The organism is Pseudomonas sp. Sample_20 (assembly GCF_004307585.1).
GTDB lineage: Bacteria > Pseudomonadota > Gammaproteobacteria > Pseudomonadales > Pseudomonadaceae > Aquipseudomonas > Aquipseudomonas atacamensis.
The window spans coordinates 1-20,035 of sequence record NZ_RCOA01000096.1 but is presented as its reverse complement, the minus strand read 5'-3'; the positions used below and the strand labels follow the sequence as shown (position 1 = coordinate 20,035).

Sequence of the window (20,035 nt, the reverse complement as noted above, 5' to 3'; positions counted from 1 at the left end):
ACCGGGGACACGGCGGGGGCGTTGCTGGAATTGCTGGAGATGGGGGTGTTGGTCGGCCTCGCTCTGGTCTGAAGGATTTGCGTTGATGATGCCGGCCCCTTCGCGAGCAGGCTCGCTCCCGCCTTCGAAATGCAATCCCCTGTGGGAGCGAGCCTGCTGGCGAAGGCGGCCTCACCGGCAGCAATGATGTTCAGAGTAAACTCATCTGTAACTTGATTTAACACACTCGCGGGTATATACACGCATCATGCTTCCTTCTCAGTGTTTGTGCACCAACCTGCGTCGCGCCGCGCGTGGCGTCAGCAGGCATTACGACGGCGCTCTCGATGGCTTCGGGATCAACGTTGCCCAGTATTCTCTGCTGTGCAATCTGCAGCGACTGGAGCAACCGAGCATTTCCGAACTGGCCGAGGCCATGGGCCTGGATCGCAGCACGCTCGGGCGCAATCTACGTGTGCTGGAGGGCGAAGGTCTGGTGGCGCTGGCCGAAGGCCAGGACATGCGCAACCGTATCGTGCGCCTCACCGAAACCGGCGTGCAGCGCTTGGCAGCGGCATTGCCGGCGTGGGAAGCGGCGCAACAGCGGCTGATCGACCGCCTCGGTGCCGAGAAGCGCGAAACCTTGCTCAAACTGCTCGACGAACTGGCCTGACGCCGGTTTTTTCGAGCTCAAGCGGGTATATACCCGCGACTGGAGAATAACAATGACATCGATGTGGCGTACGTGCGGTTGGGTGTTGCTGGGGAGTGCGCTGATCCTGGCGTTGTCATTGGGCGTGCGCCACGGGTTCGGTCTGTTCCTGTCGCCGATGAGCGCGCAGTTCGGCTGGGGCCGCGAAGTGTTTGCCTTCGCCATCGCCCTGCAAAACCTGATCTGGGGTCTGGCGCAACCGTTTACCGGCGCCCTGGCCGACCGCTTCGGCGCGGCGAAAGTGGTGCTGGTCGGTGGGATCCTCTACGCAGCGGGCCTGGTGTGCATGGGCCTGTCTGATTCGGCAGTGACTCTGTCACTGAGTGCCGGCCTGCTGATCGGTATCGGTCTTTCGGGCACTTCGTTTTCGGTCATTCTTGGTGTTGTGGGTCGCGCTGTGCCGCCAGAGAAACGCAGCATGGGCATGGGTATCGCCAGCGCCGCCGGTTCGTTCGGCCAGTTCGCCATGTTGCCGGGCACCCTCGGTTTGATCGGCTGGCTCGGCTGGTCGGCCGCATTGCTGGTGCTAGGCCTGTTGGTGGCGATGATTGTGCCGCTGGTGAGCATGCTCAAGGACAAGCCGCTGCCGGTGCTTGGCCATGAACAGACTCTTTCCGAAGCGCTGCGTGAGGCCTGCTCGCACTCCGGTTTCTGGCTGCTGGCGTTCGGCTTTTTTGTCTGCGGTTTTCAGGTGGTGTTCATCGGTGTGCACTTGCCAGCGTATCTGGTCGATCAGCATCTGCCCGCCAGTGTCGGCACTACGGTGCTGGCGTTGATCGGGCTGTTCAATATCTTCGGCACTTACACCGCCGGCTGGCTTGGTGGACGCATGTCGAAACCGCGTCTGCTGACTGCGCTGTATCTGTTGCGCGCAGTGGTGATCGTGCTGTTCCTGTGGTTGCCGGTGACGACCACCACGGCGTATCTGTTCGGCATGGCCATGGGCTTCCTGTGGCTGTCGACGGTGCCGTTGACCAACGGTACGGTGGCGACCTTGTTCGGCGTGCGCAATTTGTCCATGCTCGGTGGCATCGTCTTTCTGTTCCATCAGCTCGGCTCATTCCTTGGCGGCTGGCTGGGCGGGGTGGTGTACGACCGAACCGGGAGTTATGACTTGATCTGGCAAGTGGCGGTTCTCTTGAGCCTGCTCGCGGCGGCGCTGAACTGGCCGGTGCGCGAGCGTCCGGTGGCGCGCCTGCAAGCTGCGGCGAGCGCAGCATGAGCCGGATCTGCGCGCGGGTCGTTGTTGCCGCACTGGCTGCTGCGCTGTTGGCGCTGGTGTGGTGGGGCTGGCAACGCGGCGGTCTGGCGCTGATGCAGTTGGGCATGAGCATTTGCTAGATGGCAGCGCGGCGAGTAACGTCGAAGCCTGATGACTGCCCAAGGAAATTCGACATGTTGATGCGCTGGTGTGCTGTTCCCGCGTTGCTGATGGCGTTGACTGGCCTGGCCCAGGCCGCGGATTGTCCTGAGCTGCTGCAAGGCTCGCTGCCCAAGTTGCGCGCCAAGGAATCCATCGATCTGTGCAAGCAGTACGCCGACAAGCCGCTGGTGGTGGTCAATACCGCCAGCTTCTGCGGTTTCGCCCCGCAGTTCGAAGGCCTCGAGGCGCTGAACAAGCGCTATAAGGATCAGGGGCTGGAAATGCTCGGCGTGCCGTCGAATGACTTCAAGCAGGAGTCCAAGGACAGCGCGGAAACCGCCAAGGTCTGCTACGCCAATTATGGCGTGACCTTCAACATGACCGAGCCGCAGAAGGTTCGCGGCGATGACGCCACGCATCTGTTTCAGGTGCTGGCCGCGCAGAGCAATGCGCCGAAGTGGAACTTCTACAAGTATGTGGTCGACCGGCAGGGCAAGGTGGTGGCGAGTTTTTCCAGTTTGACCAAACCGGATGACCCCGAGTTTATCGCCGCGATCGAAAAGGCCATTGCCTCCAAGCCGCTGAAGCCCTGATTCATGCTGTTCCCTGTGGGAGCGAGCCTGCTCGCGAAGCGGTGTGTCAGTCAGCAAATCAACATCTGACATACCGCCTTCGCGAGCAGGCTCGCTCCCACAAGGGTGATGTTGTCGTTCCAGTGAAAAATTACAGACATGAAAAAGCCCCGCCTCTGTAAAGAGAGCGGGGCTTTTTCTTGGGCGAGGGGTTAGCCTCGCCACGGTGCATCAGAAGCGGTATGTCGCGCCGACACCGAAGCCGTTTGCCGAGTTTTCATACTTGGCATCGTAAGTCTGGCCACGCGCGTTTTCGTTGCGGATGTTGACCGACTCTTCTTTCAGGTACGAGTACGCGACGTCGATGGTCAGGTCGTCGGTCGGGCTCCAGCCGGCACCGATACTGAAGATGGTGCGGTCGCCAGTCGGGATACGCGGCGAGCGGTCTTCGTTATTGGTTGGCGACTGGTCGAAGGTCAGACCGGTACGCAGGACCCATTCCTTGTTCAACTGGTACGAGGTACCCACGGCATAGGCCCAGGAGTCATGCCAGTTCTGGTCTTCGTTGATCGAACCGAACTGACCGGCCAGCAGAGGCTGCACGCCGGAGTTCTTCACGGTGATCTTGTCCAGCTGGCTCCAGCGGGTCCAGGTGGTGCCGGCGTAGACGTTCCAGCGATCGTTGATCGCCTGGGTGACCGACAGGTCCACGGATTCCGGCGTGGTGATCTTCAACGAAGCGTCGTACTTCTGGTTGGCGCCAACGCCCACCAGCGCCAGAGCGTTGTAGTTGACCTTGGTGTCGCCTTCGAGCTTGTAGTCGACCTTGGAGTGATAGGTCAGGCCGACACGGGTGGTGTCGGTGGCCTGGACCAGCAAGCCGACGTTGTAGCCCAGCGCGGTGTCGTCACCCTTGATCTTGACCTTGCCGTCCGGCAGTGCCTGGGTGATCGACAGGTTGGATTCCAGCGAGCCGTCGATGCGGTTGATGGTCGGGCCGAAACCGATCGACACCTTGTCGTTGAAGGCGTAGCTGACGGTTGGCTGGAAGGTGATGACTTGTACTTCCGACTTGCTGCCGAAGTAACGACCGGCGAAGCCGTTTTCGTAATCCGTGATCAGACCGAACGGCACGTACACACCGAGGCCGAATGCCCAGTGATCATCGATCGGTTTTACATAGAAGCCCATCGGTACGGCAGTGAGGGGCACCATGTCGCCTTTGTTGCTGCCGCCGTTCGGGCTGGAGCTGGTATCGCTGATATCGGTATGCGCGTCGACCAGGGCGACGCCGCCGGTGACTTGTTCGCGCTTGATGCGCGCCATGCCGGCCGGGTTGCCATAAACAGTGCTTGCGTCGTCGGCAGAAGAAGATCGCCCGGCAAAACCAGTCCCCATCCCACTGATGCTTTGTTCGTTGAGGGCAAAACCTGCCGCGAAGATTTGTGTGGAGGCAAGGGTAACGGCGAGGCTAAGGGTGGTTTTGAGCATGACTTTTTTCATTATTAGAACTCCTGGTGATCACCGGGGCGAAAATTACCAACATTTTCGTCCCAGCGCTATAGCTTGTAAGCCTTGAGTTAGAGCGGTTTTGTAGGACAATCCGACCAAAATGGCGACCTGATGGGAGAACTTGTGAAACCGCCCGGTCAGCAAGCGACCTGATTCAGCGGTGAAACACAGGTTTGCCAGGCATAGGTGAAGTCGCGCAAACGGCCTTGCGGTTGAAAGGTCTGGCGCCAGATGCGCGCCATGCCGAGCAGGTCGGTCGGAGCGGGGAGGATGGGGTTCTGTTCTTCTACCAGCAGCCAGGCGATGGCCGTGGCGTAACGCAGGTTGACGGTCAGTTCCAGATGCGGGCCGCTGAGGAATGCATGCTGACTGGCGAGGCCGCGCACCAGGCTGGCGCGCTCCGGATCGAGCGCCAGATAATCATCCCAGAGGGCCTGATGCCGATGCTCGGCAATCCGGTAGAGGCCATGGCCACGGCGGTCATGCAGGGCAGACCCGAGGGCGGACTGGCTGGCGGCGATACCCAGCAGCAGGGATTCGGCAGTTGCGCAGTGGCGTCCCAGATAAATCAGCGTGGGACGGATCACATAGCGGCACAGTTCGCTGGCAGCGATACCCATAACACCCTCGGTTCTTGTTGTTGAGGGCGAGTCCTGAAGGGGCCTTGGCAGCAGTGGATCGACTCAGGCTCGCCGCAAGCGGGTCAAGCCGCTTGAGTTGAAGTGTAGTGTCATATTCAGCGTGTAAAGGTCTGTTTTTAAAATATTTCCGCCATCGGATCCCGGGCGTTAGATCGGAACATGCTTAGAAGCGCAGCGCTAAAAGTGAAATATCAGGCAATAAAAAGCCCCGCTTTTCAGCAGGGCTTTGCTTTTGCAGCCTGTCCGGCTCTCAGGCAACCAGTGCCTGACGGGTACGCTCGATCACGGCCTGCAGCGGTTCGGCGCTGGAGTATTGATCGGGGTACAAACGCTCGCTGTGACGAGCGATGCCGTGTTCATTGACCACGGTGAAGCTGAAGCAGCCTTTGCGAGCGGCCATGATCAGGCAGTTCATTGGAGCAAAAGCGTTGGTTAGGGTGCGAATGGCATCCTGAGTCTGGATTTGAGTAGACATAGTTATTAGGTGTTCCTACAAATGACACGGATAAGAACCGTGCAACGTTAAAACGTTCCAGTAACGTTGATCACCATTGATCGAACGAAGAACCCGACTGGAACAAAGCAGCCAGTTTGAAGCGCTGATAAGTGAGCGCGCTTGGGCTGGCAGGTAGGTACTTAGGAGGACAGGCATCACATCGAGGGCAAAGGTTCTGGGCCCGGGGTGAAGATCCTGATCAATTTGCAGGTTGGTTCGGTCAGAGTAAGTGTTCTTCGCAACGCCCTTTGTTTTCGTTCAAAGGCAGCGTCGTCGCAAGATTTACCTGGAAACCATCGAGGGGTCGTTCCCGCTTTTTTCGGCAGTGTCTTCCTGTTGGAAGTTGACCGTGGGGAGATGTTCGACCGGAATTGACTTTCAGCTTGGTACTAACGCCGCGGATAGTAACGGATCCGTTCGGGCGAAGCAAACCCCATGACCAAAAAAAGGGTCACAGGGAAAGGTCGTGTCGCACCGTCCGTCGGCGTGCATGCTTTTCGCAGAGCCTTTCGGTCGGTCGCAGCTGCGCGAAATGACCCGAAAAAGCGCACGCATATAACCGGCGCACAGGTACTTGTGCACATTAGTTGCGCAGAGCGTAACGCAACTGTCACATCGATCCTGACTCCAGTCGCTGCCTGTATCAAAAGTTTAAGTCAATGAAAAATATCGTCTTTTTTTGTTGGTGAAAAAATCGTCAGTTTGACTGCGAGCCCCATTCCATAAGGCTTTGCGAGGATCACAGAGCGGTTGTCCACTGACTTATCCACAGCTTCTGTGGATTGTCCCTAGCGCTTGCTCTAGGACGGGCGTGCCGGGTTTTTTTCGACTTTACCTGTAAGAAAAAGAGAGTAAAGTGGCGCGCCTTCCGATCTGTCCCGCAGTGCTTTATGAAGTTTCGCTCAGTATCAGACTCTGTTACCTCCAACCCGACCTCTGTTACCGCTCCCAAGCGTTTTTCCGTGCGTGTGGCCGAATGGCTGCTCGATGCGCCGCGCCTGAGCGACAGCCCCAGCGCCAAACACCTCGCGGGCCGCCTGCTCAAGCAACCGGCGCGTGAAGGTGTAGTCGCTGCGCAAAGCCGTCTCGGCCAATTGATCTGCCGTGAGTGCGGCAATGCCCGTGATCGGCGTATCGGTCAGGAGCTGCTGCGTCAGGCCGCCCGCGCCGGTGACCGTCGCGCGCAACAGGAACTCGGTCTGATTGAAGACTGAGCTGTCCAAGCCCAGACACCTTGGTTAACCTTCAGGCTTTATCCGATTGGCAGGAGTCGCTATGGCTATGGACTTGACCAGCGTATTGCTCGGTCTGGCGGCGGCAGGGGTGCCGTTGCTGGCGCTGGCCTGGCAACTGCAACGCCGGGCCAGCAATGCCCAGGCCGATCTGGCCTTGCTCGAAGAGCGCTTGGCCATGGCGCAACTGGCCCAGGATGGCCTCACCGCGCAGCTTGAAGCGAGCCGCGACGAGATCGCCGACCTCGGCCAGGCCAACGCTGCCAAACAGGCAGACCTCGCCGCGCTGCGCCGCGAGGTCGAATTGCTGCAGATCGAGCGCGATGACGCCCGCGATGCCTCCCACGCCTGGAATCTCGAACGCGCCAACAAGGATGCTGAGTTACGCCGCCTCGACGCCCACGCTGCCTCGCTGAGTGCCGAACTGCGCGAGCAACAGGAAAGCCACCAACAACGTCTCAACGACCTGCAAGGCTCACGCGATGAACTGCGCGCGCAATTCGCCGAGCTGGCCGGCAAGATCTTCGATGAGCGTGAGCAGCGCTTTGCCGAAACCAGCCAGCAGCGGCTCGGGCAGTTGCTTGATCCGTTGAAAGAGCGCATCCAGTCCTTTGAAAAACGCGTTGAAGAAAGCTATCAGGCCGAAGCCCGCGAGCGCTTCTCGCTGGCCAAGGAGCTGGAGCGTTTGCAGGCGTTGAACCTGCGCCTGAGCGACGAAGCGACCAATCTGACTCGCGCGCTCAAGGGCCAGAAAACCCAAGGCAATTGGGGCGAACTGATCCTCGAGCGCGTTCTTGAACACGCAGGTCTGGAGAAGGGCCGCGAATACCAGACTCAGGTCAATCTCAAAGGCCCGGACGGTGAGCGCTTCCAGCCCGATGTGATCATTTATCTGCCCGGCGACAAGCAGGTGGTGGTCGACTCGAAAGTCAGTCTCACGGCCTATCAACAATATGTTGCGGCTGATGACGACACGTTGGCGCAGGTCGCGATCAAGCAGCACGTGTTGTCGCTGCGCAATCATGTCAAAGGTCTGGCCGGCAAGGATTACAAGCGTCTGGAAGGCTTGCACAGCCTCGATTTCGTTTTGCTGTTCGTACCGATCGAAGCGGCATTTTCCGCTGCGCTGCAGGCTGAGCCTTCGCTGTTTCAGGAAGCCTTCGACCGCAATATCGTGATCGTCAGCCCGACTACGCTGCTGGCCACGTTGCGGGTGATCGACAGTCTGTGGAAGCAGGAGCGGCAGAGCCAGAACGCCCGGGAAATCGCCGAGCGCGCGGGCTGGCTGTACGATAAGTTCGTGTTGTTTATTCAGGATCTGGACGAAGTGGGCAATCGTCTGCAGCAACTGGACAAGGCTTACAGCTCAGCGCGCAACAAGCTGACAGAGGGGCGCGGTAATCTGGTCAGCCGCAGTGAGCAGTTGAAGTTGCTCGGTGCGCGGGCGAGCAAGAGCTTGCCGGCGGATTTGCTGGAGCGGGCGATGACGGATGTTGATGGGTTGGTTGAGTTGCCTGAGTAGGCGTCGTTTTTTGGACTGATTTTGGGGGCATATCCGTTGCTGCGGTGATGGCGGCTGGCGGTTTCGCCCTTACGGCGACTCACTTTTTTTACAAACGCCCGGAATGCCGGCCCAGTAAAAAAATAAGCAAAAAAACGCTTGCTCCTACGTTCGGCCCTCGCAAGCTCGGGTTCCTTCGCTCCGGGATCAATCCGCTCAGCCTTCCGACGTCGCCGGTGAATCAAGATCAAAAGCACTCGAGCTTGCGCTCATTGTGTAGGAGCTGCCGAAGGCTGCGATCTTTTGCTTTTGCTTTTCTGTGAGAGCGAGCCTGCTCGCGAAGGCGTCTGCAAGGTCACCTTCTACAACGGCAAATACCGACTCAAAAGCGCCCGCAACGCTGCGGGCTTCACCGGTTTGGCCAAGTAATCCAGGCCCGCCGCATGCACTTGCGCCACGGTCTCCGGGCGTCCATCCGCGCTGATGACCACGCCGGGCACGGGCTCGCCCAGGCGCGTGCGCAACCAGGCCATCAGCTCTGTGCCGGTGTCGCCGTGGTCGAGGTGATAGTCGACCAGCGCCAGTTGCGGCCGCACACCTTCATTCAATATCGCTGCGCATTCTTCGCGATTGCGCGCCGTCCACACCTGGCAGCCCCAGCGGCTCAACAGGCTGTTCATGCCGATCAGGATGCTGTCTTCGTTATCGATGCACAGCACCTGCGCGCCGCTGAGCATTTTGCTGTTCGGTTCGACCGAGGCGCTCGCCGCAGGCGTTTGCGCGCGCGCCAGCGGTACCGTGACGCTGAACACACTGCCGCGCCCCGGCCAGGAGCGAACGCGCAGGGTGTGCCCGAGCACGCGGCACAAGCCGTCGGCGATCGCCAGACCCAGGCCCAGGCCTTTTTCGGCGCGGGTCTGGTGGCTGTCGAGGCGTTTGAATTCTTCAAAAATTACCTGCTGCTTGTCTTCCGGAATGCCCGGGCCGCGATCCCAGACTTCCAGACATAACTCACCACCGCGCCGACGCACGCCCAGCAGCACCGGGCCTTTGGCGTAGCGGAACGCGTTGGTGAGGAAGTTTTGCAGAATCCGCCGCAGCAGTTTGATGTCGCTGTCGATGCGCAATTGACTGCCGCGCACCCGGAACGTGAGCTTTTGCTCTTGGGCGAGCGCCTTGAACTCCGCGCCGAGGGTGTCGAACAGTTCATTGACGACGAAGGCTTTGCGATCCGGGTTGATCTTGCCGTTTTCCAGGCGGGAGATGTCCAGCAGATCGCTGATCAGGTCTTCCGCCGAACGCAGCGAGCTGTCGAGGTGTTGCACCAGTTGTTGCGCCTCTGCGCTCAAGCCTTCGTTCTGGTGGGAGAGGGCGGCGGAGAACAGCCGTGCGGCGTTCAGCGGTTGCATCAAGTCATGGCTGACGGCGGCGAGGAAGCGGGTTTTCGACTGGTTGGCCGCCTCGGCATTGCCCTTGGCTTCGGTGAGCGCGACGTTGAGTTGCGACAGTTCCTGGGTACGCTCGCTGACCCGTTGTTCCAGCCCTTCGTTGGCCTCGGTCAGCGCCTGTTCGGCTTCGCGGAACGCGGTAATGTCGGTGAAACTCATGACAAATCCGCCGCCGGGCATCGGGTTGCCGATCAGCTCGATCACCCGGCCATTGGGGAACAGCCGTTCGGAAGTGTGCGCGCGGCCTTGACGCATCCAGTGCAAGCGTCGCGCGACGTGCACTTCCGCTTCGCCGGGGCCGCACAAGCCGCGTTCGGCGTTGTAGCGAATGATGTCGGCAATCGGCCGGCCGACGCTGATCAGGCCGTCGGGGTAGTTGAACAGCTCCAGATAACGCCGGTTCCACGCCACCAGTTTCAGCGACTGGTCGACCACGCTGATGCCCTGGGTGATGTTCTCGATCGCGCCTTGCAGCAGGGCGCGGTTGAACTGCAGCACTTCCGAGGCTTCGTCAGCGATTCGGACTACGTCCTCCAACTGCATTTCCCGACCTTCGATGGCGGCTTTTACTACAGCGCGCGTCGAAGAAGCGCCAAGGACACCGGCGAGCAAGCGTTCGGTGTGGGCAATCCATTCGCTGTCGGCGTTCTGGTTGGGGTTGAAGCCCTTGCCCTGGCGGTAGGCGAAGCGAATGAAGCTCTGCCGCGCGCGTTCTTCGCCGACGAAACGCGCCGCCAGTTGCAGCAGATCGTCGATCTGTACCGCCAGCATCGAACGAGCATTAGGTCGTGCGCTGATTTCCTGACCGATAAAACGCCCGGCCTGCCAGTGCTCGGAAACCCGCGTGCGCGAGAGCACCGAGACCCAGGCGAACAGGGTGAAGTTACCCGCCAGCGACAGCACCACGCCTTGGGTCAGCGGCGTGATCGGCAGGTTCAGTGGATTGCTGTGCAGCCACGCCAACCCGGGGAAACTCGCCAGCGACCAGCCGAGACTGTGCGCGGCAATCGGCAGCACCAGCGTGTAGAACCAGAGGAACGTGCCGGTGGCGAGGCCGGCGAACACGCCCCGGCGGTTGGCCTGTTTCCAGTACAGCGCGCCGAGCATGGCAGGCGCCAGTTGCGTCACCGCGGCGAAGGCGATCTGGCCGATGGTCGCCAGGCTTGCGGTCGAGCCGAGCAAGCGATAGCTGACGTAGGCCAGCAGCAGAATCACCACAATACTCACGCGGCGCACCGAGAGCATCCACTGGCGGAACACCTCGAACGGGCGCTCGGCATTGTTGCGCCGCAACAGCCACGGCAACAGCATGTCGTTGGAAACCATGGTCGACAGCGCAACGCTGGCGACAATCACCATGCCGGTCGCTGCCGATGCGCCACCAATAAACGCCAGCATCGCCAGCGCCGGATGGGCCTGGGCCAGCGGCAGGCTGATCACGAACGAGTCGGGCAGCACGTGGCTGGGCAGCATCATCTGACCGGCAAGGGCGATCGGGACTACAAACAGTGCGGCCAATGCCAGATAGGCGGGGAACACCCATTTCGCCAGACGCAGATCCTGCGGGTCGATGTTCTCCACCACGGTCACGTGAAATTGCCGGGGCAGGCAAATGATCGCCATCATCGCCACGCCGGTCTGCACCACCATCGATGGCCAGTTGATGGTTTCCTTCCAGTACGCCTCGAGGCGCGGGGCGAGCATTGCCTGATTGAACAGGTCGTCGAAACCGTCATACAGCCCGTACGTGACGAAGGCGCCGACGGCGAGAAAGGCGAACAGCTTGACCAGCGACTCGAACGCGATCGCCAGCACCATGCCACGGTGGTGTTCGGTGGCGTCGAGGTTGCGCGTACCGAAAACGATGGTGAACAACGCCAGCACCAGCGACACGATCAGCGCCGTGTCCTGGGCGCGGGTGCCCATGGCATCGGCGCCGGCGCCGATCAACAGGTTCACGCCAAGGACAATGCCTTTGAGTTGCAGGGCAATATAAGGCAAGACGCCGACCAGGCAGATCAGCGCCACCACCACCGCCAGCGATTGTGACTTGCCGTAGCGTGCGGCGATGAAGTCGGCGATGGAGGTGATGTTCTCCTGTTTGCTGATCATCACCATTTTCTGCAGGACCCACGGCGCGCCGACCAGCAGCAGGATCGGCCCGAGGTAGATCGGCAGGAATGACCACAGTTGTTCCGCCGCCTGACCGACCGCGCCAAAGAACGTCCAACTGGTGCAGTAAACCGCCAGTGACAGGCTGTACACCCAGGCGCGCACCCGTGGCGGCAACGGCGTGCTGCGACGGTCGCCGTAGAAGGCGATAGCGAACATGATGGCCATGTAGGCCAGGGCAACGACGGCGATCAGCCCGGTGGACAACGACATGCAGCACTCCCGACAAATGACTCCCCGGCACTCCTGCCCGGGCGGACAGTCTCGCACGGGCGCGGCGGTTAGTCAGTGTCGACCAAGGTCGTGGCGTGGCGGGGTGTCGCAGGCGGGGTACCGGGTGGTTTTTGTGGTGCCCGGGCGGGCCTCTTCGCGAGCAGGCTCGCTCCCACAATTGGAATGCATTTCCTTGTGGGAGCGAGCGCGTCAGTCCAGACGCAGCGCAATATCGATCAGGCGATGGAGCTCATCAACCTCCAGCGCCGCCGCCGAAAACAGAATCCGGAATACCACTGGCGCCACCACCAGATTGATCAAGCGGTCGACACTCGGTGTCTTTTCATCCGGATAGCGATCGACAATGGTCTGCAACTGCGCACCGATGATCGCCACGCAATAGCCCGGCGTAGCGCTGGCCTGCACGTCGCGCATCATGTTGCGCCCGACCTCCGAACTCATCTCGTCGAGATATTGCTCGGCCCAGGCGCGGATATCGCCGCGCAGGCTGCCAGTGTTCGCCGGCTCGCTGTCCGGGCGCATGCGGGCGAGGGCGACGTCCGCCAACAATGCTGCCAGATCACCCCAGCGGCGGTAGATCGTCGACGGCGTAACCCCCGCGCGGGCGGCGATTTGCGGGACGGTCACGGTAGAACGTTCCTGCTCTCGCAGCAGCGCATTGACCGCCGAATGAATCGACTCCTGCACCCGGGCACTGCGGCCACCGGGGCGTAAACCTTCTTTAATAGCCATGCGGCAGACCTTAACACAAAGAATTTGCTTTAAGCGCTGGGCGGTAGCACACTGCGCAAAAGCAAAAAATTAGCTTTTGCGGAGTGTGCCCATGACCAGCCCCTTGAATAATTTCGCTTCTCACCGGTCCAGCTTGTGGTTTCTGGCGATCACCTTACTCAGTTTTCTCGCCGCTTCCACCGCGCCGACGCCGTTGTATCACTTGTATCAGGATCAACTGCATTTCTCGGCAGCGATGCTCACGCTGATCTTCGCCGTTTACGCTTTCAGTCTGTTGGCAGCGTTGCTGACGGTGGGTTCGCTTTCCGACCATCTCGGACGCAAACCAGTGATCTTCAGTGCCGTGCTGCTCAACGCGCTGGCGATGCTGCTGTTCATTTATGCCGACAGCGTGTCGTGGTTGATCAGCGCACGGGTGCTGCAAGGTTTCGCCACCGGCATGGCCACTGCTGTATTGAGTGCAACGCTGCTCGACAGCGATCGTCAGCAGGGGCCGCTGATCAACAGTGTCGCGCCGTTACTCGGGATGGCTCTGGGCGGTTTGGGTTGTGGCTTGCTGGCAGAATTCGCACCGGCGCCGTTGCAACTGACCTATTGGTTGCTGTTGGCGTTGTTCGTGTTGCAAGGCATGTATGTCTGGCGTCTGCCGGAAAGTGTCTCGCGCCAAGGCGGGGCGTTGGCGTCGTTGCGGCCCACCTTGCACGTACCGGTGCAAGCGCGTTCAACGTTGTGGCGCGTGCTGCCACTGAACACCGCGACCTGGGCGCTCGGAGGTTTTTATGCCTCGCTGGCACCGTCGTTGGTGCGCACGGCCACTGGCTCTACCTCCAATCTGATCGGCGGTGCGACGGTCGCGGCGCTCACCGTGACCGGTGCGTTGATGATTTTTACGATGCGCAATCGCCCGGCCGCTCAGGCGCTGCGGCTGGGCGCGAGCCTGCTGCCGGTCGGGCTGATTCTGATTTTGCTCGGCGTTCATGGCGCCAGTCTGCCGCTGTTTTTCTTCGGCACACTGGTTGCCGGTTGCGGCTTTGGTTCGGGCTTTCTCGGAGCGGTGCGCAGCCTGGTGCCGCTGGCTTTGCCACATGAACGAGCCGGCTTGATGTCAGCGTATTACGTGCTCAGTTATCTGGCGTTCTGTCTGCCGGCGCTGCTGGCCGGGTATCTGGCGCGCAACTTTGGACTGCTGGCGACCACCGACGGTTACGGCGTTGTGTTGATCGTGCTGGCCGTTGCTGCGCTGCTGCTCAGTCTGCGTCCGCAGACGGGCAGAGTTTGCAGCGCTCCTTAGCGCGTGGAGACGATTATCTGCAAAACAGATAACAGTTAGAGATATTACCCGTTATATCGATATTCGATTCAGATCTACCATGGACTCAACCTCACCGGAGGACAGGAGTTCATGATGATTTGCCCCAACAGCGTCACCCCCGGCTACAAACCTTTCAGTCAGCTTCAACATCCTCGTGAAGTGATCCGCCAGTTCACGCCGAACTGGTTCGCCGCAACCATGGGTACCGGTGTGCTGGCATTGGCGCTGGCCCAGTTGCCGCTGGCCATTCCCGGATTGCGCGCCGTGGCCGAGGGGCTGTGGCTGTTCAACATTCTGTTGTTCAGCCTGTTTACCGCTGCCTATGCCGCGCGCTGGATTTTGTTCTTTGACGAGGCGCGGCGGATTTTCGGTCATTCCACCGTATCGATGTTTTTCGGCACCATTCCCATGGGCCTGGCGACGATCATCAACGGCTTTCTGTTGTTCGGCCTGCCGCGCTGGGGCGACGGTGTTATTCAACTTGTTGAAGTGTTGTGGTGGACCGATGTGGCGATGTCGCTGGCCTGTGGTGTGTTGATTCCGTACATGATGTTTACCCGCCAGGAACACAGCATCGATCAGATGACCGCGGTCTGGTTGCTGCCGGTAGTGGCGGCGGAAGTGGCAGCGGCCAGCGGCGGCTTGCTCGCCCCGCATCTGACCGACGCCCATGGACAACTCGTCGTACTGACCACCAGCTATGTGCTCTGGGCTTTCTCCCTGCCAGTGGCGTTCAGCATTCTCACCATTTTGTTGTTGCGCATGGCCTTGCACAAACTGCCCCACGAAAACATGGCCGCGTCGAGCTGGCTGGCGCTGGGTCCGATCGGCACCGGTGCGCTGGGCATGTTGCTGTTGGGCGGTGAGGCGCCAGCGATTTTTGCCGCGAATGGTCTGCCCGGTGTCGGTGAGATCGCTTCGGGCCTGGGTCTGGTCGCTGGGATCACGCTGTGGGGTTTTGGTCTGTGGTGGATGTTGATGGCGCTGCTGATCACCGTGCGTTATCTGCGTGACGGCATTCCGTTCAACCTCGGCTGGTGGGGCTTCACCTTCCCATTGGGGGTGTATTCGCTGGCGACGCTGAAACTGGCAAGTATCCTCAACCTGACATTTTTCAGTGTATTCGGTACGGCGCTGGTGATTTTGTTGGCGGCAATGTGGCTGATCGTCGGCAAGCGCACCGTGCAGGGCGCGTGGCGAGGCGAGCTGTTTGTCTCGCCGTGTATCGCAGGTTTGAAGAAATAATCCGAAAAGTTTAGGTAAGGTGTGGCCTGGATCGTGGTGCGGGAATCCAATAACAAGCACCCAGGCCTCACTACCTAACATCAGGAAACACGGAAGATGAGTCACCCCTCACAGTTCAACCTGTTGCGCACCCGGCGCTTTTTGCCCTTCTTTATTACCCAGTCGCTCGGCGCGTTTAACGACAACGTATTCAAGCAGTCGTTGATCCTCGCCATCCTCTATCGGTTGACCATCGAGGGCGATCGCTCGATCTGGGTCAACCTCTGCGCGTTGCTGTTTATCCTGCCGTTTTTCCTGTTCTCGGCGCTGGCCGGGCAATTTGGGGAAAAATTCGCCAAGGACGCGCTGATCCGTCTGATCAAGCTCGCGGAAATCGCCATCATGGCCGTAGGATCGATCGGCTTCCTCTTCGATCATCTGTCGCTGATGCTGGTGGCACTGTTCGCCATGGGCACGCACTCGGCGTTGTTCGGCCCGGTGAAGTATTCGATCCTGCCGCAGGCCTTGCGCGACGATGAATTGGTCGGCGGCAACGGTCTGGTGGAAATGGGCACGTTTCTGGCGATTCTCGCCGGCACCATCGGCGCCGGGATCATGATGTCGTCCGAGCACTACGCGCCGGTAGTCTCCGCAGCGATCGTCGGCATTGCCGTGCTGGGTTATCTGGCCAGCCGCAGCATTCCGCGCGCGGCGGCCTCATCGCCGGAAATGCGCCTGAACTGGAATATCTTCAGCCAGTCCTGGGCGACGCTGAAACTCGGTCTGGGCCAGACGCCCGCGGTGTCGCGCTCGATTGTCGGCAACTCGTGGTTCTGGTTTGTCGGGGCGATTTACCTGACGCAGATCCCGGCCTACGCCAAGGAATGGATGCACGGTGACGAAACCGTGGTCACGTTGATTTTGACGGTGTTTTCGGTGGGCATCGCGCTGGGTTCGATGCTCTGCGAGAAGCTCTCCGGGCGCAAAGTCGAGATCGGACTGGTGCCGTTTGGCTCGTTTGGCCTGACCGTGTTCGGCCTGTTGCTGTGGTGGCATTCCGGTGGGATCCCGGACAGCGTCACCGGCCATAGCTGGATTGCCGTGCTGGGCTTCGTGCACACCTGGGCGGTGTTGATCGACATCCTTGGCCTGGGCATTTTCGGTGGTTTCTATATTGTGCCGCTGTACGCGCTGATCCAGTCGCGCACGGCTGAAAACGAACGGGCGCGGGTGATTGCCGCCAACAACATTCTCAACGCGCTGTTTATGGTGGTGTCGGCGATTGTTTCGATCGTCTTGTTGAGCGTCGCCAAGCTGTCGATCCCGCAACTGTTCCTGGTGGTGTCGCTGCTGAACATCGGCGTCAACGCCTACATCTTCAAGATCGTTCCGGAATTCAGCATGCGCTTCATGATCTGGCTGCTCAGCCATTCCATGTACCGCGTCGAGCATCGCAACCTTGAAGCGATCCCGGACGAGGGCGCGGCGCTGTTGGTGTGCAACCACGTGTCGTTCGTTGACGCCTTGCTCATCGGCGGTGCCGTGCGTAGGCCGATTCGCTTTGTCATGTACTACAAGATCTACAACTTGCCGGTGCTGAACTTTATCTTCCGCACGGCGGGCGCTATTCCGATTGCCGGACGCCAGGAAGATATCCAGATCTACGAAAAAGCCTTCACCCGCATCGCTCAGTATCTGAAGGACGGTGAGCTGGTGTGTATTTTCCCGGAAGGCAAATTGACCGCCGATGGCGAGATCAACGAGTTTCGCGGCGGCGTGACGCGGATTCTCGAAGAGACCCCAGTACCGGTGATTCCGCTGGCGCTGCAAGGATTGTGGGGGAGTTTCTTCAGTCGCGATCCGAACAAGGGTTTGTTCCATCGCTTGTGGTCGCGGGTGACGCTGGTGGCGGGGCCGGCGATTACCGAAGGGACGGAGCCGGCGAAGTTGCAGGTGTTGGTGGGGGAGTTGCGCGGATCTGTTAGATAGTCGGTGTATCAAAAGGCCCCTTCGCGAGCAGGCTCGCTCCCACAGTTGACCCTGTTCCAATGACGGAACGCGGTTGAATGTAGCGAGCCTGCTCGCGAAGACGGTATCGGCTTAAGCGCTGACTTTAAGGCCAATCAAACCCGTGACGATCAACGCCACACTGACCAGCCGAATCAACGCCATCGATTCACCAAACAGAATGATCCCGGCGATCACCGTACCCACGGCACCGACACCGGTCCAGATCGCATACGCCGTACCCAACGGCAATTCCTTCATCGCCAGACCGAGCAAACCAAGGCTGATGGCCATGGCGGCAACGGTCAGGGCGGTGGGGAGCGGGCGGGTGAAGCCGTCGGTGTATTTCAGGCCGACGGCCCAGCCGACTTCGAACAGGCCGGCGCAAAACAGAATGATCCAGGACATGCAGGACCTCCATCGATTGACGGGGTCGTCCCCAGATTAATGACTCGATCGAGCCGCAGGGTCGTCCCCGCGTTGCGCAATATACTGACGAGCATTAACCCGGGGATCAAGTTTTCAGCCTCAATCGGCAGCCCGTTGTGCGAGGTTGTCGCGGTCTTCTTTTTCGCTCATGCGCCGGAAGTACGTCGACAGCAGTGCTCCGGAAATATTGTGCCAGACGCTGAACAGCGCGCTCGGCACCGCCGCCAGTGGCGAGAAGTGCGCACTGGCCAATGCCGCGCCCAGTCCCGAATTCTGCATGCCGACTTCCAGTGCCAGCGACTTGCGCTGAGCCAGCGGCAGGCCGAACAGGCGCCCGGTGAAGTAGCCGAGCAGATAACCGAAGCTGTTGTGCAGCATGACCACGGCCATGATCAGCAGGCCGGACTCGGCGATTTTCGCCTGACTCGCCGCCACCACGGCGGTGACAATAATCACGATGCTGACCACCGACACCAGCGGCAACACATCCACCGCATGCCGCACCTTGTCGCCGAGCAGCCGCTGCGCGACCACGCCGAGAACGATCGGCAACAGCACCACTTGCAGGATCGACCAGAACAGCTCCATGAACGATACCGGCAACCACGCCGAGGCCAGCAGCCAGATCAGTGCCGGGGTCAGCAGCGGGGCGAGGAGGGTGGTGACGGCAGCAATGGCCACGGAAAGCGCCAGATCACCGCGTGCCAGCCAGGTCATCACGTTCGAAGAGGTGCCGCTCGGGCAGCAACCGACCAGAATCACCCCGACGGCGATTTCCGGAGGCAGGTGAAACACCTGGCAGAGTAACCACGCCACACCGGGCATGATCACGAAATGCGCAACCACGCCCAGCGCCACCCGCCACGGATGGCGAGCGACGGCAGCGAAGTCGTCGAGCTTGAGGGTCAGGCCCATGCCGAACATCACCAGACCCAGCAGCGGTACGATCGCGCTTTTCAGGCCGATGAACCACGCCGGTTGCAGAAAGGCCACGACGGCGAATATCAGAACCCAGTAAGCGAAGGTATTGCCGACAAAGCGGCTGAGTGCAGCCAGTGCGCGCATGGCTTGATCCTTATTTTTGGTACACCACAAAACATTGTGGGAGCGAGCCTGCTCGCGAATGCGGTGAGCCAGACACATTAATGTTGACTGGCACACCGCATTCGCGAGCAGGCTCGCTCCCACAGGTTAGATACTCGTCAGAGTCAGATCCCCTGCGGCATCTCTTCTCCACCCAGCGCTTCCACCAGTGCCGGCAGGAAGTCGCCGAAGGTCAGCATCATCAGGGTGAAGCTGGCATCCAGTTGGCCCAGGGCTTCGTCGCCACCGTCCTGTTCCGCCTGATCCTGCAACAGATCCTCGAATTTCAGGCGCTTGACGGTCATCTTGTCGTCGAGCATGAACGACAGTTTGTCCTGCCAGGCCAGCGACAGCTGAGTGACGACTTTGCCGGTGCTCAGGTGCAGCTGGATTTCTTCGCTGGTCAGGTCCTGACGCTTGCAACGGACGATGCCGCCGTCTTCGTGGGTGTCGCGCAGTTCGCACTCGTCCAGCACATAGAAATCGTCGGCGGCTTTCTGCGTGGTGACCCACTCGGTCATCACCGCAGTCGGTGCCATTTTCACGGTGAGCGGACGCACGGGCAGGGTGCCGATCACTTCGCGCAGGGTCGACAGCAGGTCTTCGGCGCGTTTCGGGCTGGCCGAGTTGACCAGGATCAGGCCCTGTTTCGGCGCGATCGCGGCAAAGGTCGAGGAACGACGAATGAACGCGCGCGGCAGGAACGCTTGGATGATTTCATCCTTGATCTGGTCGCGTTCCTTCTTATAGACCTTGCGCATCTGCTCGGCTTCGATCTCTTCGACCTTTTCCTTGACCGCGTCACGCACAACGCTGCCCGGCAGAATACGTTCTTCCTTGCGCGCAGAGATCAGCAGGAAATCGCCGCTGACGTGTACCAGCGGCGCATCTTCGCCCTTGCCGAACGGTGCAACGAAACCGTAAGTGGTCAGCTCCTGGCTTGCACACGGCCGCGCCAGTTTGGTCGCCAGTGCAGTTTCCAGCGCCTCGGCATCGACAGGCAGGTCTTGGGTCAGGCGATAGATCAGCAGGTTCTTGAACCACATGGGGCGAGTCACTCCTTTATACAAAGGGGGGCATTATTGTCTTCGCCGGGGCATAGGCCAACCCTTCTCTAAGCCTTTGGAAGGCCTCGGAAAATTATTTAAAAAAGTGCTTGCCAGAGGTGGGGGTGCTCCGTAGAATGCGCGCCACACCGAAGCGAAGGGTGATTAGCTCAGCTGGGAGAGCGTCTGCCTTACAAGCAGAATGTCGGCGGTTCGATCCCGTCATCACCCACCATTCGTTTCAAGTGTTTAGCGCAGCGGTAGTTCAGTCGGTTAGAATACCGGCCTGTCACGCCGGGGGTCGCGGGTTCGAGTCCCGTCCGCTGCGCCATATTCGGTA

General features: G+C 60.1%; 17 protein-coding genes and 2 tRNA genes. 11 read left to right on the top strand and 8 right to left on the bottom strand.

What is annotated here, in order from left to right; all coding sequences use genetic code 11:
• The first annotated feature begins 247 nt into the window (after positions 1 to 247).
• From D8U70_RS20405 to D8U70_RS20395, 4 genes are read left to right on the top strand one after another with little or no spacing between them, the layout of a single operon-like run.
• On the top strand, positions 248 to 652 hold the full coding sequence (locus D8U70_RS20405) for a MarR family transcriptional regulator (protein ID WP_076566727.1): 405 nt from the start codon (positions 248 to 250) through the stop codon (positions 650 to 652).
• 52 nt (positions 653 to 704) lie between these two features.
• A complete protein-coding gene (locus tag D8U70_RS20400; RefSeq protein WP_056783951.1) occupies positions 705 to 1,913 on the top strand; it encodes an MFS transporter in 1,209 nt (402 codons plus the stop codon).
• Positions 1,910 to 2,032, top strand: coding sequence for a hypothetical protein (locus tag D8U70_RS28140; protein ID WP_016773715.1), 123 nt, complete (start codon positions 1,910 to 1,912; stop codon positions 2,030 to 2,032). The genes D8U70_RS20400 and D8U70_RS28140 overlap by 4 nt, the downstream gene beginning before the upstream one ends.
• Positions 2,033 to 2,086: 54 nt before the next feature.
• Positions 2,087 to 2,647: a glutathione peroxidase gene (locus D8U70_RS20395; RefSeq protein WP_041479535.1), complete on the top strand. Its 561-nt coding sequence runs from the start codon at positions 2,087 to 2,089 to the stop codon at positions 2,645 to 2,647.
• A gap of 210 nt (positions 2,648 to 2,857) precedes the next feature.
• Here D8U70_RS20395 and D8U70_RS20390 read toward each other — a convergent pair whose 3' ends face one another.
• The 3 genes from D8U70_RS20390 to D8U70_RS20380 all read right to left on the bottom strand — a co-directional run bounded on the left by D8U70_RS20390 (position 2,858) and on the right by D8U70_RS20380 (position 5,254).
• Entirely contained in the window at positions 2,858 to 4,129 is a 1,272-nt protein-coding gene (locus D8U70_RS20390; RefSeq protein WP_056783953.1) for an outer membrane protein transport protein, read from the bottom strand.
• Between the two features lie 146 nt (positions 4,130 to 4,275).
• Positions 4,276 to 4,758, bottom strand: coding sequence for a hypothetical protein (locus D8U70_RS20385; protein WP_073472662.1), 483 nt, complete (start codon positions 4,756 to 4,758; stop codon positions 4,276 to 4,278).
• 271 nt (positions 4,759 to 5,029) lie between these two features.
• Positions 5,030 to 5,254, bottom strand: coding sequence for a hypothetical protein (locus D8U70_RS20380; protein ID WP_016773719.1), 225 nt, complete (start codon positions 5,252 to 5,254; stop codon positions 5,030 to 5,032).
• Positions 5,255 to 6,165: 911 nt separating this feature from the next.
• Between D8U70_RS20380 and D8U70_RS20370 the strand changes: the two genes are divergently transcribed.
• Complete coding sequence (locus tag D8U70_RS20370; RefSeq protein ID WP_024012181.1) at positions 6,166 to 6,489, top strand: hypothetical protein; 324 nt, start codon at positions 6,166 to 6,168, stop codon at positions 6,487 to 6,489.
• 175 nt (positions 6,490 to 6,664) lie between these two features.
• On the top strand, positions 6,665 to 8,029 hold the full coding sequence (rmuC, locus tag D8U70_RS20365; RefSeq protein ID WP_177433986.1) for a DNA recombination protein RmuC: 1,365 nt from the start codon (positions 6,665 to 6,667) through the stop codon (positions 8,027 to 8,029).
• 341 nt (positions 8,030 to 8,370) lie between these two features.
• On the opposite strand, the gene D8U70_RS20360 is transcribed toward rmuC, so the two are convergent.
• Both D8U70_RS20360 and D8U70_RS20355 read right to left on the bottom strand, forming a co-directional pair.
• Positions 8,371 to 11,841, bottom strand: coding sequence for a PAS domain-containing hybrid sensor histidine kinase/response regulator (locus D8U70_RS20360; RefSeq protein WP_130929600.1), 3,471 nt, complete (start codon positions 11,839 to 11,841; stop codon positions 8,371 to 8,373).
• A 210-nt stretch (positions 11,842 to 12,051) separates the two neighbouring features.
• Positions 12,052 to 12,594 (bottom strand): TetR/AcrR family transcriptional regulator C-terminal ligand-binding domain-containing protein, encoded by a 543-nt coding sequence (locus D8U70_RS20355; protein ID WP_130929599.1) that lies wholly within the window; start codon positions 12,592 to 12,594, stop codon positions 12,052 to 12,054.
• 103 nt (positions 12,595 to 12,697) lie between these two features.
• Here D8U70_RS20355 and D8U70_RS20350 point away from each other — a divergent pair, with 103 nt between their 5' ends.
• From D8U70_RS20350 to D8U70_RS20340, 3 genes are all read left to right on the top strand, one after another.
• Positions 12,698 to 13,885 (top strand): MFS transporter, encoded by a 1,188-nt coding sequence (locus D8U70_RS20350; protein WP_130929603.1) that lies wholly within the window; start codon positions 12,698 to 12,700, stop codon positions 13,883 to 13,885.
• A gap of 114 nt (positions 13,886 to 13,999) precedes the next feature.
• Positions 14,000 to 15,151 carry a TDT family transporter gene (locus D8U70_RS20345; RefSeq protein ID WP_024012186.1) on the top strand — a complete coding sequence of 384 codons (1,152 nt, stop codon included), beginning with the start codon at positions 14,000 to 14,002 and terminating at the stop codon, positions 15,149 to 15,151.
• Between the two features lie 96 nt (positions 15,152 to 15,247).
• On the top strand, positions 15,248 to 17,119 hold the full coding sequence (locus tag D8U70_RS20340; RefSeq protein ID WP_122602267.1) for an MFS transporter: 1,872 nt from the start codon (positions 15,248 to 15,250) through the stop codon (positions 17,117 to 17,119).
• Positions 17,120 to 17,230: 111 nt separating this feature from the next.
• Here the strand turns inward: D8U70_RS20340 and sugE are convergent, their stop codons facing one another.
• The 3 genes from sugE to rdgC all read right to left on the bottom strand — a co-directional run bounded on the left by sugE (position 17,231) and on the right by rdgC (position 19,695).
• Positions 17,231 to 17,545: a quaternary ammonium compound efflux SMR transporter SugE gene (sugE, locus tag D8U70_RS20335; RefSeq protein ID WP_024012188.1), complete on the bottom strand. Its 315-nt coding sequence runs from the start codon at positions 17,543 to 17,545 to the stop codon at positions 17,231 to 17,233.
• Positions 17,546 to 17,665: 120 nt separating this feature from the next.
• The gene (locus tag D8U70_RS20330; protein WP_041479525.1) at positions 17,666 to 18,631 is read right to left on the bottom strand and encodes a bile acid:sodium symporter family protein; all 966 of its coding nucleotides are present in this window, start codon (positions 18,629 to 18,631) and stop codon (positions 17,666 to 17,668) included.
• 143 nt (positions 18,632 to 18,774) lie between these two features.
• Complete coding sequence (gene rdgC, locus D8U70_RS20325; protein WP_024012190.1) at positions 18,775 to 19,695, bottom strand: recombination-associated protein RdgC; 921 nt, start codon at positions 19,693 to 19,695, stop codon at positions 18,775 to 18,777.
• A 159-nt stretch (positions 19,696 to 19,854) separates the two neighbouring features.
• On the opposite strand from rdgC, the gene D8U70_RS20320 reads away from it, so the two are divergent.
• Together D8U70_RS20320 and D8U70_RS20315 are read left to right on the top strand one after the other, a co-directional pair.
• Positions 19,855 to 19,930, top strand: a tRNA-Val gene (locus D8U70_RS20320).
• 19 nt (positions 19,931 to 19,949) lie between these two features.
• A tRNA-Asp gene (locus D8U70_RS20315) sits at positions 19,950 to 20,026 on the top strand.
• Positions 20,027 to 20,035 lie beyond the last annotated feature (9 nt).